Raw genomic sequence first — 15,796 nt, 5'->3', positions numbered from 1 at the left:
AGGTTTGTGATGGAGAGGCTCATCCATATGTCTTTGCTGACTCGCTTCAAACAAACACCGCAAAATTTGAAAATCTTTGCCACCGTTTCCCTGCTGGCAGGGATGGCGTACAGTATTTACGACTCCACCTTTAATAATTTCCTGGATGCACGTTTTTCGTTGACGGGCTTTCAACGTTCTTTTCTGGAATTTCCCAGAGAATTGCCCGGTTTTCTGGTGGTTTTTGTTTCGGCTCTGCTGTGGTTCCTGTGCAGTCGCCGCCTGAGCGCTTTCTCATTCCTGCTGAGCGCCATTGGTGCCCTTTTGCTGGGATATTTCACCACCAGTTATGCGGTGATGTCCCTCTGGCTGTTTATTTACAGCATGGGCATGCATCTTTTCCTGCCGCTTTCGCCTACCATTGGCATGGAACTGGCTCAGGAAGGGCAGATTGGCCGTCGCCTGGGACAGTTGAACGCGATCCGCAACCTTGCCGCTATTTTGGGAAGTTTTCTGGTGGCGCTGGGATTTCGTTTTCTGAACTTTAATTTTCAGGTCACCTTTACCATTGTTGCTGTTGCCCTGTTCCTTGCGGCACTGCTCATGTTTACCATGGAAAAGGGACGTCCCCAGCCTTCGGGGGTGTTTCTCAAATTACACAAAGAGTACCGTCTGTACTACGCATTGACTGTACTGTATGGTTCGCGCAAACAAATTTTTGTCACCTTTGCGCCCTGGGTGCTGGTGTCTATTTTCCAGCAACCCACCCAGTTGATGGGAACGCTTTTCACCATCGGTGGGATTATTGGCATTATTTTTCAGCCTTTCCTGGGCTGGCTCATTGATCGTTTCGGTGAGCGTTTTGTAATCACCGCTGAGTCAGTGTTGCTGGCATTTGTCTGCGTTGGCTATGGCTTTTCGCGCTCTTTCCTGCCCGAAAACCTTGCCCTTTTGGTGACCATTGTGTGTTTCCTCCTGGATCAAATGCTGATGTCGGTAACGATGGCGCGGGCTACTTACATGAGAAAGATTGCCAAAACACCAGAACATGTGCAAACCACCCTCACCGCTGGCGTCACCATTGATCACGTCTTTTCCATTTCGGTTGCTCTGTTGGGCGGGGTGATCTGGAACACCTTTGGTTATCAGTACGTATTCCTGTTCGGGGCATTCATTGCGGTGATTAACTTCATCGTTGCCCGCCAGATTCGGGTGCCGGTGCGCGAAACAACGCCCGTTTCAGCCGATTAAGGTGTTTCATCCAGCAGGTCAATCCATCCGGTGGAGCCGTTCACTCGAATATGCTGACCGGTTTTCAAACGCCGGGTAGCCTGATTGACACCCACTACAGCCGGAATGCCGTATTCCCGGGCAACCACTGCTCCATGCGTCATCATCCCACCGACTTCCATGACCAGCCCGCCGGCAGAGAGGAACAATGGTGTCCAGGACGGATCTGTCCCCGGACACACCAGAATTTCGCCGGGTTGTAGATTGGCTTCCCGAGGGTTCAACACAACCCTCACCCTGCCTTCCACCACACCCGGAGAAACCGGACTGCCCGGAATGCGGGTATGGGTGCTTTCGGTAGTGGCAATCCCTTCGTAAAAGGCGCGCCCATCGCTGAGCAAGAGACGGGGGATTTGTCTGCGCCGTTTCTCGCGCTGATAAGCCTGGCGGCGTTGCTGGATACATTCTCCCCATCTCTGGTCTTCTGGCTGACGGGCAAATTCGGCAAGTTCCTCATAGGTCAGGAAGAACAAATCGTCAGGGGAATGCAGATATCCATCGAGTACAAATGCCTTGCCTGCATGAAGCAGAGCCTCGCGGATTGTGCCCATCACGCGCACAGCAAAAAATTTAGGGTATTCCCGCAACCCCATTAAAGCACGCAATCGGCTTTCAAGAAAATGAATGAGGGGTCTCTTAAGAAAGCCCAACCGGGTGTAACCAATACCGCGCCGAATCATCCTCATGGCATTGTGGGCTTTTTCTTCACCCCTGGTAAAAATCTCTTCTGGAGTCAGGTCATGGTTGTTGATTTTCTGGAAACTTTTCAGAACTTCAAAGATATGGGTAGGGTCTTCCTTCCAGCGTTCCCTTCCCAGGTCAATTTCGGCTAATCCCCGTTTTCCATAACGCTGCAAGAACCGGTCAATCAAATTCTGGAACTCTTCGGGAAGAAGGTTTTGCCGGTAAGCCCTGGCAAGGTCGCTGGCAGACATCTGTTCCAGTGCCCGGTTCGATGACGGATCTTCTTTTGCCCGACGGGCGATTTTCCACAACTGCAAATCCATTTCAGTTGTGGGGTTGTAGGGAAGACTGCGGGTCAATTCCAGGGGGATATCAGCCCATTGTTCCCGGGAAAGACCTTCGGCACCTTCGGGGATTCGCCTGCAGAGGATACGGATGAGGTTTAGCGAACCCACACCGGTAGCAACCATTGAAACCAGTCTGATAAATACGCGGGGCAGGTACCTATCTATGTAGCCGGAGGCAATTTTCAGGATGGCTTCCAGTGCCTGCTGGGGCGGTAACCCTTCAACCGCTTGAAACTGCCTTTCCAGGTTTTCAAGAAGCGCCTCTGTAGTGGAAATTAACTGCCGGCGTCGCAGGTGAGGCGCGATCAAATTGAGCAGAACATTGGCGCCTACGGGAAGAAAGAAGCGTGCCAGATGCAGGCGGGTGATAGGACGCACAACGGGATGGGGGGATTGCAGTCCCTGTTCCTGAAAAAGAAGATCGAGAAGTTTCTGGGTAGAAGGCTCAACCATACCCAGCATGCCGTGAAGTGCTTTCCTTCCAAATGGAACGCGCACCATGGGGGTGATGTTTACCCAGAGGCGCTCCCCAGCCGTAAAAAGCCCCTGCTGGCTTTTGGGGGTAAGGCGATAGCCGAATAATCGGGCTCCGGAAATAAGAAGCATCGTAAACGTATCTCTGCCCAGCGGTGTAATGGGGTCAAGCATTCCCTGAACTGCACCCAGTGAAAAGAGAATGTGCAGAGGATCTTCGGGCAGGTTTTCAGGGAGGGGATACAGGGAGGTAATGGGACGCGACTGGAGAATGAAAACCTGGTCGTTCTGGATTGCCCATTCGATATCCTGAGGGAAGCCATACAATGATTCGATGCGTTTACCCATCTCTGCCAGGGTAAGGACCTGTATATCCGTTAATGCCGGGTGATTGGAACGTTCAGCAATTTCTTCTCTTAAGCCGCCTTCCTGTGAACCTGTCAATGTCAGTGCTTTAGCGCCTATCCGCTTGGAATGAATAGAGGGGTTTGCCATCCAGCGAACGACATACTCGTCCGGTTCACTGCGCCCGGAGACTAGGGCTTCGCCCAGCCCAAAAATGGCGTTGATCACCACCTCGCGCCGGAGACCGGTCAGCGGATTGGCGGTGAACATCACGCCGGAGACTTCGCTCTCAACCATAGGTTGGATCACCACTGCCAGTGCCAGATTGTCTTGATGAAGTTGATTGCGCATGCGGTAACCTATGGCGCGCGCCGTCCACAGACTGCTCCAGCAATCCACCACTGCTTCCAGAAGCGCGGTTTCGCCCAAAACATTCAAAAACGTGTCCTGCTGACCGGCAAAGGACAGATCGGGTAAATCTTCTGTGGTGGCAGAAGAGCGTACGGCAACCGGTGGTTGGCTCATTTGCCGATACCATGCCATCAACTCTGCTGCTAAACTGGAGGGAAAACGACCTTGCCGGAATCCATCCCGGATAGCGTTTGAGACCCGTTCCAGATCCTCCAGCACAGGGCTGGCGAGTGCGCTGAGAGTGTTCCGAATAAACTCTTCGAGTTGATTGGCGGTAACAAACTGCCGGTAGGCTGCGGTAGTCAGGATAATCCCGGAGGGCACAGGTAATCCTGCCTGTGCCAGTTTTGCCAGATTCGCCCCCTTCCCTCCGCTTATCTCCAGAAGGGTTGCCCGGGGATCGAAAAAGGAGATTTGGGTTGGAAATACCGCTGTCATGGAGCGTTTTCCTCCATCAAGAAGTTGAGATGCTTCATTATGTCATATTTACGGGAATCAAAAAGCCGGAGGCCAGCCCCGGCTTTTTGAACGACCTTTTCCATGAAGTTATGGAAGTGGCCCAATGACATCAAATGTACGTAGAATTTCGTCGAAGGCAGCGGCGTCCTGATCATTGGTCATGTTGACCATTACGGTGATCAGCATGGACGTCTTGTATTGCTGCGGACGTGCAGAAAGCACAACCAGTACATTTTGGGAGCCGTTGCATTTCTTGAAGACATCATAAGCGCCTTCATATGCACTGTCTTTATAATCGTAGCGTCCACCGTACTCGCAACTGGATTTAAACGAACCGCGATAGACATCGAGCAATTGAATGTATCCACCCAGTTTGGCAATGTCATCCGAAACACCAAAGAAAACCCCGGATTCATCAAAAGAATTGTTGAATGCATCCAGGTTTGCTGCAGCGGTGATGGAAGCGCCGATCACATCTCCATCAGAAATCCATGGTGAGCCGTCCACTTCGCTCCACGCGCTGGGAATGTTGACCTGAATGGCGCTGTAATTGTCGGTAACGGTGACGAACTGGTCATAACTGCCGCCTTGTCCAGATACATCATCTTCCAGGGTATTGGCAAATGAGAAACTGGTTTCCAGTGCCCGTCCGTTTAATTGTCCGGCTAACACCTCACCCGTGGAAAACCGCAAGACCTCAATCGAAAGCGTATCCTCCGGCTGATGGCTGCGGAGGATGTCGCAGTAATCCGAGTAGGTACCGTCGGTTGCCAGAATCAGCCCTTCCATACGGGTCAGGATATCACCGGGTTGCAGTCCCGCTTTATCTGCAGGAGATCCGGATTTGACAGAAGCCACCCAGATACCGCTGATACTGCCATCTTCGGAGACCACCGCCTGTCCATTGATGCCGATGGATTCAAAATCCTTACCCGAGCGCAAGGTCTCGATCACCGAAAGAGCATCCTGTCCTTTGATGGCAAAGTTATAGTCATACCGGTCATTGCCTGCATAGTTTATGCCTACCACTTTCCCCTCAGCATTCACCAGCGGTCCTCCAGAGTTTCCCGGGCGGATGCGGGCATCGTGTTCAATGACCGAATCCACCGATGCCCAGGAAACTTCGCCGCTGGCTCTGGCTTTGGAGACAATCCCTTTGGTCAGGGTGTATTCAGGATCACCCAGCGGAAAACCTGCCGCATATACTTCCAACCCCGGATTGACATCCCCTTTGTGAAATTCCATGTAGGGATAGCCGTCCCCTTCGATATCAATCACTGCCAGGTCCCAGCATTCTGACACCCCCAGTACCTTGGCGTTTCTGGGTTTACTTTCACCAGCCACGAAAACCTTTAACAACGCCGCACCGGTCACAACGTGATTGTTGGTGACAGCGATGCCGGAAGGGTCAATGATAAAGCCGCTACCGCGTCCAGCCACATTGTACAGTGTGCCAAATTCCGGATCCATGAACGTGCCCTGGGCTTCGATTTGAATGGTGGCTTTACGCACATCTTCTACGCTGGACACCAATCCTTCTGGCACAGAAGTGGCAGTGGGTTCGATGGGCTTTGGGGTAGCGGGTGGGACAGTTTCCTGAGGCGTTTGGGGCGCTGAGGGAGTACACGCGCCTAGCAATAACCCGAATATCACAACAACAGCAAGCAAACGGAACGATTTCATGTTTTTCTCCTTGGGTATTACTATTTATTTTACCTTATTAGAATAAATTTACGCAAAAATTTAACAATTTGTAATAGAAAAGAAATGAACATCTCCTTTCTACCTGGAGCAGAGGTGATATATCTTGTCTTTAATTCTCTGAAAGGGGGACCAGTAGAGAGAACAGATTGATTATCATCTAATTTACTGTAAATGAGAAGTGAAAAGGGAGTGATTTTTTTTAAACAACCCCTGCTTTTGGGGCAGGGGTTGCCGGGTTATCCTCTTTTCCATGCCATCCCGTTTTGGACGGCTTTCAGGGTATTCCAGAACACTCTTATCCACAGGAACAGCAAACCAAGGGTAAATAGAGCCCCCACGATTTCAAAGAATGAAGAGTTCAGTGTACGTGCGAGCGAAAGCGTTAATGCGGTAAAAGCCCCGCCCGGGAAGACGTACCCCCACCAGCCGGGACTGTAAGGAATTCCCCCGTTCTTTTCTACCCGGGTGGTAACCAGGATCAGCACCCCAAGCCACCAGATACCTAAACCCCAGAGTGATAGAGCCGCCATGGTAGCGCCCTGCATCAGAATGGGGGTGGATTCGTTGAGAAAGGCAGCACCTGTTTGAACCAGACGCAAAAGCACCAGGCCGCCCACACCGATGGGACCGAGCCCGATCCACAGGGAAGGAATCATTCCGGCGGGGGGAAGTGCATGGAAGATCAGTCGTTCATACAGAACTGCTGCTACCATGAGAAACAGGAAAAACCCTGCTCCCCAGAAGGCAACAGAAAGGGCGAACACTGAACTCCTCCAGGCCTCCGGCACCAGTGGAATCAGCGCAAGCAACGCCAGAGGGATGATGATGTTTACCACTGGCGGGATGAACCAGGCTCCGTTGGCATGTTCTTTACGCACTTCTGTATTCAGGAACAGGGCATAGGTGAACAGGATACTGATTGCAAAACCCAGCAATGTGCCCGTCACGGAAAGAATCATCAACAGAAGATTTGTTAAGGATGGGGAAAGCCATAATTTCCCTACGCTTGCGGTTGTGCTGGCTAACACCAGCAAAGCCGCGGGCAGGGTGGCAAACATGGCTCCAAAGACCGGGTGGATGATATCCTGTACACTCTCTTTAGGAAACCTGAACCAGCGAATCACCGTGGGAATCAACAGCCCTGTCATTGCCAGCAGAGCAAAAACATGAAACCCGATTGCACCCGCTTGCAGGACGGGTTTGAATCCAGGTAAATTTCCTGGATTGAGGGATAAAATCGTGGCGACAATCGCAGTGCCCATGACGGCACCAAACCAGCCAGGATGCAGCGTGCGTAAAATTTCTTGACGGGGTTGGGATGTGGGCATAGTTTTGGGAACACTCCTTTTATTGAATTTTATCTTTTTGATGCAATTCCGTTAAAAAAGATACCGTTTTTTGAATATTATAATGGATTAGGTCCGTTGGAATTTATTCTGTGATAGACTAAGGGTTAAAGGAAACCTTAGAAAACAGGGAAGCAATGATTAATCCTGCACCGTTAGAAAAGTTGCGCAAGTTTTTTGGAACGGAAGGGGATTCCTTTGTTCGTGAGGTTATTGTGCGTTATCTTCAGGGAGCGGAGGGAATGCTGAATGACCTCGAGCGTTACTGTCAACAGCAGGATATCAGCCAGTTTATCCGGGTGGCGCACACACTGAAAGGCAACAGTGCCTCTGTAGGAGCAGATGAAGTGTCTCAACTGGCGGCAGACCTGGAAATAATGGGCAGGAACGGTGATCTGAGCGGTGCTCCTGAGAAAATTCCTTTGCTCCGCAAGGCTTTTGTGACTGCAAAAGCAGAATTAGAACAAATTCTTCAGCAGGATGCTTCTTAGATTCTTAATCTCCAGGGCTGGGAGTAGAAACCAGAACAATTTTCCCTAAATTTTGCACTTTTCCTCGCTGTACGGTAATCGGATATTCGTTCCCCATGCCATTCCGTGCGACTACAAGAGAATAATTTCCTGCAGGAAGGTTCAGTTCAAATTCGCCATTGGGATTGGTACTGGTTTGCCACTGTGTGCCGGTAATGAAAATGTCGGCGTTTAAGGGCTTTCCTTCTTTGTTGACCACGATTCCCTGGACGGTGCCGGTCCCGGCAAGTATTTTTGCTGTGGGACTCTGAAGAAAATTGGCAAGTCCCAGCGCGGCAACCAGCACAATCATGAGGACCAGTACCAGGCGAAAGCGCTTTTTCCCGGCGGTAGAAAGTTCTTTCTTTTCTGAGGGCAAACCCTTCCGGTATTCTTCCAGAGAAGGTGATTGTTCCTGCGGCATAATGTGCTCCTCTCAACCTATTTCACAGAATTCACTGTGACCTGATCGACACTGATTGTGGAATTGTCCCAGGTGCGCAATCCCATGCCCCCTTCCAGATAGGTGCTGTCACGGGCTTCCAGTACTTTCACCCCATCTACGTAGGCAATATAGGTGTCGCCCTGAACAACCACCTGCACGTTACGCGCCTTGCTGTACCAGTCAAAAGAGGGCGCTCTGGCAATCGCAAACGGCGGGCTGATTTCGTTTCCATTGACCCATTTACGGAAAATAAACCCGCCGTACCCCGGGTCGTACTGGAAGGAATATCCATTGACTGCGCCGGGATTGGTGGCGCGGAAGAAGATGCCGTAACCATTTCCCTGAAACAACTGCGCGCCGTTCAACGAAATGACATAATCTTTCTGAGACAATTCACGGAAAATACGTCCTTCCCCCGGTCCGGCGAGCAATTTCCCATTTTCCGTCTTCCAGATTCCCCTCACGATGGTCCAGGCATTCAGATTGTTGAAATCATCGCTGAACAGCGACTGGCAGGCACTGGAACGGCTGATTCCGCAGTACACCATGGTAAAGGCATCCCGCAGGCTGATTCCCAGCATTTGCAAACTGAGGAAAATGGTTGCCAGCAAAAGTGCCACAAACAGAGCATATTCGACAATTCCCTGTCCCTGTTCTCGTAATTTGTTTTTATCCATGGCTGTTCTTCTCCGCGAGATATTCCATCACCCGCTGATAGGTTGGCGTGGGATTTGCAGGTGGGGTCTTTTTGTGGTCTTCCCGGCTCAGTAAATATGCCAGGTTTTCAAAGATGGCAACCAGAGGTGGATTTGCCTCGTCCAGCACAGCGGGAATGCCCAGATTGATGGATTTGACCAGAGGTTCAGATGCATATGGAATGACCACATCAATTTCACGCTTCAGTGTCTTTTCAATGGCTTTCCGTGCCAGCCCATGCCGTTCAAAGGTCCAGTTGAGCATCAGGCGCACCCGATCCAGAGGGTAATTCAACATCTGGAAGGTCTCCATTGCCAGCAGGGTGGCACGCACCGAGGCTAACTCCGGTGCCATCAAAAGCCAGATTTCATCTGCAGCGTCCAGACCGGCAAGGGTTTTATCGCAAAACTCATGGGGTAGATCCAGAATGACATAAGGATATTCCTGTTTTAGGAGGTTCAGCACATGGGTCACTTTGGGACCATCAATCAATTCCCCTTCCTCAGGGTGATTGGGGGCTACCAGTACCACGGCTCCGCTATCGTGCGGGCGGAGCACATTCCGGATCACATCAATATCAATTTCCTCATTCGGAATACGCGCCAGATCTGCCCAGGAGTTGCGCGGAGGGATATTCATCATCAAAGCGCACTGACCACATGCCAGCACCAGGTCCACCAGCACCGTGGACATCCCCCACAGTCGTGAAAGCGCAATGGCTGTGTTGGTTGCCATCAACGTTGTGCCTGTACCTCCCCTTAATGAGAAGAAGGCAATGACTTTACCCAGTTGTGGTTCAGGTGCTTTGATTGTGGCTTTAATGCGGGCAATGCGGCGGAGCAGAACATTCACCCGTACGGTCAGTTCCTTGGGATCAAACGGCTTGGGAATGTAATCGTCAGCGCCGGAATCAAATCCTTTGATCTTGTCTTCAACGGTGGAAAGGGAAGTGACCAGAATGACCGGAATTGCCGCGGTGACGGGATTGGAGCGGATGCGTTGACAGGCTTCGTACCCGTCCAGTTCTGGCATGTTAACGTCCATGATGATGAGATCGGGTTGGTGGCTGATGGCTTTTTCCACTGCCTGTACCCCGTTTTCGGCTTCCAGAAATTCAAAACCTTCTGTCGAAAGGGTCTTGACGACCATCAGACGCATCAATGGATCGTCATCCACCACAAGAATTTTTTCGGGCATGGCGATTACCTTTCCCTATCAGGATTTGTTCCGTGATGGTGCGTGGAAAATGTTTTTTTTATTTTACGGCTATTTTTACCAGTTGGAACAAACGAAAACATTTTGTTAACCGCTCGTAAAGCACAGCACACTCCTTTCAAAACGTTTGCTCTGAATTTACAGTTCCCTATCACTTCTTGAAGAATCCTTGTCAGGGCTTTTCTTCTTGATATATTTTTAGTGAAGGAGAATTGGGGAGGTAACCATGAGAGAAGGACGCGCGAGAGAAAAAGGGCAGGGCTTGCTGGAATATGCCTTGATTATTTTGCTGATTGCCGTGGTCTCAGGGTTAGTCCTGGCAGTCAGTGGCGTTTCTCTTAGAGAGGTTTATGACCGGATTGTCAATGCGCTCAGCGGAAAGACCTCTCCTGCCAGTTGTGGGGTGAGCGCTGCTCAACTGGCAAACTGGCAGGCGCTGGAGGGAAACTGGCGCGGCGGGATTCAGCCCGGCGTAGACGGGTTTCAGGTTTGTCAGTTATGCGCAGGAATGCTGGGTGGGTATTCCGGAAGTGATTATCTCATTGACCTGTCCGGTGTTCAGGTGGAAAATGTCCTGCCTGCCAACAATGGATTTGGCATGGCATTCCGCGCGGAAAGCACGGAAAAGGGCTTGAGCGGGTACATGTTCGAAATCGAACAGCAAAATAAGACCAAGCCACCGGTGGTCTCTATTACCAAATGGGTGAATGGGGTGCGTGTTAATCCCGCTCTGGGAGAAGTCGAATTGCCGGCGGGTTATGACTGGACTACCTCTCCCAACATTCAAATTGATGTTCGTGGAGACACCTTCACCGCCTATCTGGACGGCAAACCCATTCTCACGGTGAAAGACACCACTTACCAAAAGGGAGGAGTAGGGGTGGCGACGAAAAACGGTACCACCCTGAAATTCAAGGACCTTACCACACAGGACCCTGCCTGTCAGTCCTCACAGGGTGGAAGTGTCTCCACGGCAACCTCTGTCCCAACGTCTAAATCTACTTCAACACCTGCGGTCGTTAAAACGCTTCCTCCACAGCCCATAGAAACCTTGCCCCCTGGCAGGAAACCTTAGGAGGTGATCCATGATGATTTTTGAAGAGTCACCTTCGCTGGATTTATATAAAAAAGGCATTCCAGAAAAGTTGCCCGATCCTCACCGCAGGAAGAAAATCCTGTGGGGCATCATTTCTGCGCTGGTGATTGTGGTGATGGCATTGGGTGGGGTGCGCCTGAAGCAAAGCGGCGCGCTGGATTGGCTTGCCGGAAAGGGCACGCTGACCGGAATGGTGGTGGATGATTTCCACCGTCCTGTTCCTGCTGATGTGTATTTGCTTGATCTGGATCGGAGCACCCGCTGCGATGAGAACGGGCGTTTTACTTTTGAGGGGGTTCCGGCGGGCGCACATACCGTGTTGATTGCCTACCGTGTGGCAGGGCGGGAATATCCTGTGCAGGTCTTCAGCGGACGCTCCAACGATGCCGGAACTTTGCGATTCTTGCCGGGCGATTTCGACCATGGATGGAGTCAGGTAGTGAACGCCGTGCCTTAAAGATAAACATTACAGGTATCTGGAAAGAACCAGCCCTCTGCAGAGACTCCCGCAGGGGGCTGGTCGTTTCAATAAAAAGGATGAAGATTTGCTGAGATTTACTCTTCCAGCGCAAAGGTTCCCCAGTCTCTCCAGTGGGACTGCTTTCCCCATGCGCTGGGAGGATATAAATACACCCCCGGCAGGTCAAAAAGTTCGCCTCCCCGGTCAAGCCAGTCCAGGACGGCGCGCTGCAAAGACGTGTCCCGTGGGGCGTTGTTTTCGGGACGTTCGCGCCTTCCAAAGACAAACTCCAGCAGAAAACCCTCATTTCCAGGATGAGGGTACAGGTAAAACTCTCGTTGAAACTGCAAAATGCGGCTCTCTGGAGGAAGGAGATGACCCAGTTGGGGAGTGAACATCCAGGTGTGGCAGTATACCCCCCGAAAAGTCTGTTCAGGGAAGTACGTGGGAAAAAACTCATAAGCCCTCTCCAGAGAACGCTGACAATCTTCCGGAGTGAGGCTCTTCCCCTGGGGGATATGAACATCCAGAACACAGTCCCCGTGCTGCAGGGCGATTTCCCATTCCTCCCGCGAAAAGTACGCAGAACGCTTCAGGACGTATCCCTGCGGAGAGACAGGATGACCTTTCCATCCTCTGGTGTCTTCTTCCCACTCAGGATGCCACACTTCTTCGGGCGAGATGAGAGTGTTTGATGTGCCTGCACCAGCCGCATAACCATCGGCTCGCAAAGGCTGCCGGGGATCTGCCAGAAGGATAATCCGGTGGTCATGGCGATGCCGCAGTGCTGTAACCTTTCCGGGAAAAGGCAGAAGCATGAACTGCAATCTTCCCAGCGAGAACAATCTTCCGGAAAGATGACGGGCAATCCAGGGGAAATGTTCAAACCCCCAGCGATGATGCCGCTGGGCATACCATTCCACATAAAACTGGATATCTGCCATGGTTTCGGCAAAGGTTTCCATGGGGATTCCCCTGCGGCGATAGGCTTGTAAGGTGTGAGGCAGGGCGCTCAGATATGCCAGCAGGTAAAACAGAGAGGTATCTTCCCCTAACTGTTCTTGAATGAGCGGATCAAAGGGGAGGGGAGTCCAGTCGAAGTGCCAGTCTCCCTGGTGAGCCGTTTTTTGGTGAAAAGCGTTGAAAGCCTCCATTAGTTGTCGGGAATTGCAAATACTCTCTGCCATGCTTTCCAGTGCGTGGATGGCGCCTTCTGAGAACCCTAAAAAATTCCACCAGGCTAACCGTTCGGGTGCATTCCACCAATCCTGTTCTGATAAAGGATCATTTATTTCCTTCATCCTCACCCTCCACTCGATTTCTACCGGATTGCTTGGCGCGGTACAGAGCCTGGTCAGCGTGTGCCACCAGTTCTTCAAAGGTCTGAGTATTTTCCGTTTGCTCTGCCACGCCGATGCTCACGGTGATGCGCAACTCTCCGGATAAGGTGTTTATGGGAGTCTGTTCGACCATGTTGCGCAGGCGTTCGGCAATGGCGATGGCTTCCTCCCGGCGCGTTTCCGGTAGAACCAGCACAAATTCCTCTCCCCCGTACCTCCCGAAGATATCTACTTCTCGGATGGCTTTGCGCAAGATGTGGGCAAGCGTTTTCAAGGCTTCATCGCCCACCGGATGACCAAAGGTGTCATTGATTTCCTTAAAGCGGTCTAAATCAATCATCAGTAAAGAGAGAGGGCGTTTGTATCGTCTGGCTCGCGAAAATTCTCTTTTCCCTTCCAGAAATAACTGGCGGCGGTTGAGAATTCCGGTGAGATCATCCAGTGTTGCCAATTGCTGTACCTCGGAAAACAGGCGGGCATTTTGCAGGGCAAGCGCTGCCTCGCTACAGAAGGTCGCCATTAGATTGGCATGGTTTTGGGTGTAGATGTTGGGTTTCAAAGAAACGAACGAAAAGCAGGCAATGGCTTTGTTTTTGGATACGACGGGTGCGCCCATCCATGCGCCTAATGGTATGGCACTCTTAATCCAGGTGTGATGCTCCTCAATAGCGGGAAGAATTACCGGCTCATGACTGTCTAAAAGTGCCGAAAAATACGAAGATTTTTCCAGATGAAACACGGTATTCTGGAGTGATTGAGCAAATTCATGAGGGACGGTCTCGTGAACGCGGGTGCGCACCAACTTCGGGGTGTTTTTCTCGATCAGATACAGGAATACAGCGGAGTAGGGGACAAGCCTTCCAACCTGCTCTACCAGCAAGTCTAGCAGGCGTTCCATGTCCAGGGTGCTGTCTAGAACGGAGCCAATTTCCCTCAGCGATTCGGCAAGAAGACGTTGTTCCCGCTCTACTTTCATCAACCGTGAATTTTCGATCACAATGCTGGCATGGTTGGCAAAGGTCTGTACCAGGCTTGCCTGTTCCGGATTATGATAGGCATTGGGGGTGTAATGATCCAGAGTCAGACAGCCGATCACCACCCCGCGAGCAATGAGCGGTACGCCAATCCAGGATCGAACAGATTGTGTCCCGCCATATCCTCTAAAAGGGATTCTTTCATTTACTTCTGGGATCAGAAGCGGACGTCTGAGTTGTATCATCTGGGTAAATAAAGCGTCATCCAGGACAGAATAAGATTTTCCCAGTACTTTTTCTGTGCTGGCAAAACCTCTTGCGGCTACTGCAACCAGTTGATCTCCTTGAAGCAGAAAGATGCAGGCGCTGTCATATTCAATCAGAGTGGCAAGGTGGAGAAGAATGTTATCCAGCACCTGTTCTAACTGAATGTTAGGGGTAATTTGCAGGATAACCGCCTGGAGGATTTCCGCCACTTCTCGGCGGCGGCTTTCTTCTTGCAGTGTGATGGCATTTTCCAGGGCGGAAGAAATCTTCTCCATTAATTGGCTGAGGATGGAAAATTCTTCCTGAGAATAGGCTTTCCCATTCTCTTTTTTACCAATGCCAATCATGCCTCGAAGTCTTTGCTGACTTTTCAGAGGAAACAGGACTTCCAGATGACAGTCCTTGAGGGCGGGAGTCTCTTCGACCAGAGGGAGAAACTCCTTTGAGAACAGAGGAGTTTCTGTTTGCGAAAGGCGCTGAATTAAGGGATGGGTAGTTGGAAGGGAGATGCGCATCCGTTTGATCCCTGTCTCTGCCTGAAGGATAAATTCCGATTGGGCGCGGTTGAGAATCCAGAAGGCTACCGGGTTTCCTTCCAGTGCCGTTGAAAGTTGTTCTACAACTTTCTGGCACAGCGCAGGCACATCCAGCAGGTTCTGAATATCCGTTTCCAGTTCCTTGAGGCATTGCTGAAATCGATAACGGCGTGGATAAAGGATTCGTTCCAGCCCTTGCTCCAGTTGAATGTACACCGGGTAAGAGAGCATGGCAACGACAGCCGCCAGCAGGGCAATGGCAAGTCTCCCTGCGCTGGATTCAAACCAGTTGATACGGAAAACCAGAGTAAAAATTAGAATTAGCACCAGATAAATGAGTGCCAGCAGGATAATGCCAATAACACCAAATATAGCCTTTTTAAAGAGAATATTGATATCCGCGAGATGATGACGCAGGATAGCGTAAGCGATCAAAATTGCCGCCAGTAAGTTTGCCGCGAAATCCATAGAAGGAATGGGCATCCCGGGAAAGTAGGTCAGACTTCCCAGAAAGATCAGCAGGGATGCCGTCATCAGGTACTTAATTTGATTGCGCTGTAGCGGATCTTGAGTATCCCGGTAAGTCTTTACCAGATCCAGTGTGGAAATACTCACGGCAGAGCCTGCCAGAACAAGCAGAGGGAAGTATCCCCAGGTGAATTCAAATACGGGAAAAGCGTATCGAAAGGAAATCCCCCTGACCAGTTGATTGGTCAGGTTCAGCACCTGGATAAAGGCATATCCGCTGTAAAACAGTCCACGTAAACCGGGACGGCTTTTCCCGGTGTACACCTGCACAAATTCCCAAAATGCCACCGGCACAAAAGAAGCGCAGGCAATGGCAAAATGATCCCAAAACAGGAGGCTGATGGGATGGCCCGGGAGCATCAGAGACGTAATTCCTAAACTCCAGAAAGCCATTACGCCCAGATATACTGAAAACCACCTGTTGATGGTACGCTCGGAATGCTTCCACAACACCAGTGCGGCGAGCAGCGCGTAGAATAAAAAAGCCACCAAACCAAAGACAAAGGCAATCATTCCGGCATCCGGTTCGATTCACACAAAACCTGATCCAATTCTAATGGATTTCTGAGTGATTCAAGTCAACGAATATCTTTCTCTAAAAAATAAACGAAAGGTTGAGTCCATTCTCAGGATGGGATTTCCTGAGAAACATTATTCCGTGATTCGTTACGATTTTAAGTCTTAGAATACC

12 protein-coding genes are annotated in these 15,796 nt (G+C 50.9%); 4 read left to right on the top strand and 8 right to left on the bottom strand.

All coding sequences use genetic code 11. From position 1 onward, the window contains the following. Positions 1 to 27 precede the first annotated feature (27 nt). Positions 28 to 1,230, top strand: coding sequence for an MFS transporter (locus LHF31_RS00480; RefSeq protein ID WP_298010730.1), 1,203 nt, complete (start codon positions 28 to 30; stop codon positions 1,228 to 1,230). On the opposite strand, the gene LHF31_RS00475 is transcribed toward LHF31_RS00480, so the two are convergent. The 3 genes from LHF31_RS00475 to LHF31_RS00465 all read right to left on the bottom strand — a co-directional run bounded on the left by LHF31_RS00475 (position 1,227) and on the right by LHF31_RS00465 (position 7,021). Then, positions 1,227 to 3,968, bottom strand: a complete 2,742-nt coding sequence (locus LHF31_RS00475) for a PEP/pyruvate-binding domain-containing protein (protein ID WP_298010733.1) — start codon at positions 3,966 to 3,968, stop codon at positions 1,227 to 1,229. The two genes, LHF31_RS00480 and LHF31_RS00475, sit on opposite strands and share 4 nt — an antisense overlap. Before the next feature lie 108 nt (positions 3,969 to 4,076). Then, positions 4,077 to 5,672: a S1C family serine protease gene (locus tag LHF31_RS00470; protein ID WP_298010736.1), complete on the bottom strand. Its 1,596-nt coding sequence runs from the start codon at positions 5,670 to 5,672 to the stop codon at positions 4,077 to 4,079. 257 nt (positions 5,673 to 5,929) lie between these two features. Beyond that, the gene (locus LHF31_RS00465) at positions 5,930 to 7,021 is read right to left on the bottom strand and encodes a hypothetical protein (RefSeq protein WP_298010739.1); all 1,092 of its coding nucleotides are present in this window, start codon (positions 7,019 to 7,021) and stop codon (positions 5,930 to 5,932) included. A 155-nt stretch (positions 7,022 to 7,176) separates the two neighbouring features. Here LHF31_RS00465 and LHF31_RS00460 point away from each other — a divergent pair, with 155 nt between their 5' ends. Beyond that, positions 7,177 to 7,530, top strand: a complete 354-nt coding sequence (locus LHF31_RS00460; protein ID WP_303773127.1) for an Hpt domain-containing protein — start codon at positions 7,177 to 7,179, stop codon at positions 7,528 to 7,530. Positions 7,531 to 7,534: 4 nt separating this feature from the next. Here LHF31_RS00460 and LHF31_RS00455 read toward each other — a convergent pair whose 3' ends face one another. Genes LHF31_RS00455 through LHF31_RS00445 form a run of 3 tightly spaced genes read right to left on the bottom strand, consistent with a single transcriptional unit; the run spans position 7,535 to position 9,886 of the window. Then, positions 7,535 to 7,972, bottom strand: a complete 438-nt coding sequence (locus tag LHF31_RS00455; RefSeq protein ID WP_298003570.1) for a carboxypeptidase-like regulatory domain-containing protein — start codon at positions 7,970 to 7,972, stop codon at positions 7,535 to 7,537. 17 nt (positions 7,973 to 7,989) lie between these two features. Continuing rightward, positions 7,990 to 8,670, bottom strand: coding sequence for a family 16 glycoside hydrolase (locus tag LHF31_RS00450; RefSeq protein ID WP_298003568.1), 681 nt, complete (start codon positions 8,668 to 8,670; stop codon positions 7,990 to 7,992). Further along, complete coding sequence (locus LHF31_RS00445; protein WP_298003566.1) at positions 8,663 to 9,886, bottom strand: response regulator; 1,224 nt, start codon at positions 9,884 to 9,886, stop codon at positions 8,663 to 8,665. The genes LHF31_RS00450 and LHF31_RS00445 overlap by 8 nt, the downstream gene beginning before the upstream one ends. A 244-nt stretch (positions 9,887 to 10,130) precedes the next feature. On the opposite strand from LHF31_RS00445, the gene LHF31_RS00440 reads away from it, so the two are divergent. After that, positions 10,131 to 10,979, top strand: a complete 849-nt coding sequence (locus LHF31_RS00440) for a Flp family type IVb pilin (protein WP_298003563.1) — start codon at positions 10,131 to 10,133, stop codon at positions 10,977 to 10,979. A gap of 10 nt (positions 10,980 to 10,989) precedes the next feature. Next, a complete protein-coding gene (locus LHF31_RS00435) occupies positions 10,990 to 11,457 on the top strand; it encodes a carboxypeptidase-like regulatory domain-containing protein (RefSeq protein WP_298003560.1) in 468 nt (155 codons plus the stop codon). Between the two features lie 98 nt (positions 11,458 to 11,555). Here LHF31_RS00435 and LHF31_RS00430 read toward each other — a convergent pair whose 3' ends face one another. Continuing rightward, positions 11,556 to 12,761, bottom strand: coding sequence for an acyltransferase domain-containing protein (locus tag LHF31_RS00430; RefSeq protein ID WP_298003531.1), 1,206 nt, complete (start codon positions 12,759 to 12,761; stop codon positions 11,556 to 11,558). Continuing rightward, positions 12,745 to 15,618, bottom strand: a complete 2,874-nt coding sequence (locus LHF31_RS00425; RefSeq protein ID WP_303773121.1) for a diguanylate cyclase — start codon at positions 15,616 to 15,618, stop codon at positions 12,745 to 12,747. The genes LHF31_RS00430 and LHF31_RS00425 overlap by 17 nt, the downstream gene beginning before the upstream one ends. Positions 15,619 to 15,796: the final 178 nt, after the last annotated feature.

This window comes from Anaerolinea thermophila, from assembly GCF_020723905.1.
Taxonomy (GTDB): Bacteria; Chloroflexota; Anaerolineae; order Anaerolineales; family Anaerolineaceae; genus Anaerolinea; species Anaerolinea thermophila_A.
This window is presented reverse-complemented; position numbering and strand designations above follow the sequence as displayed.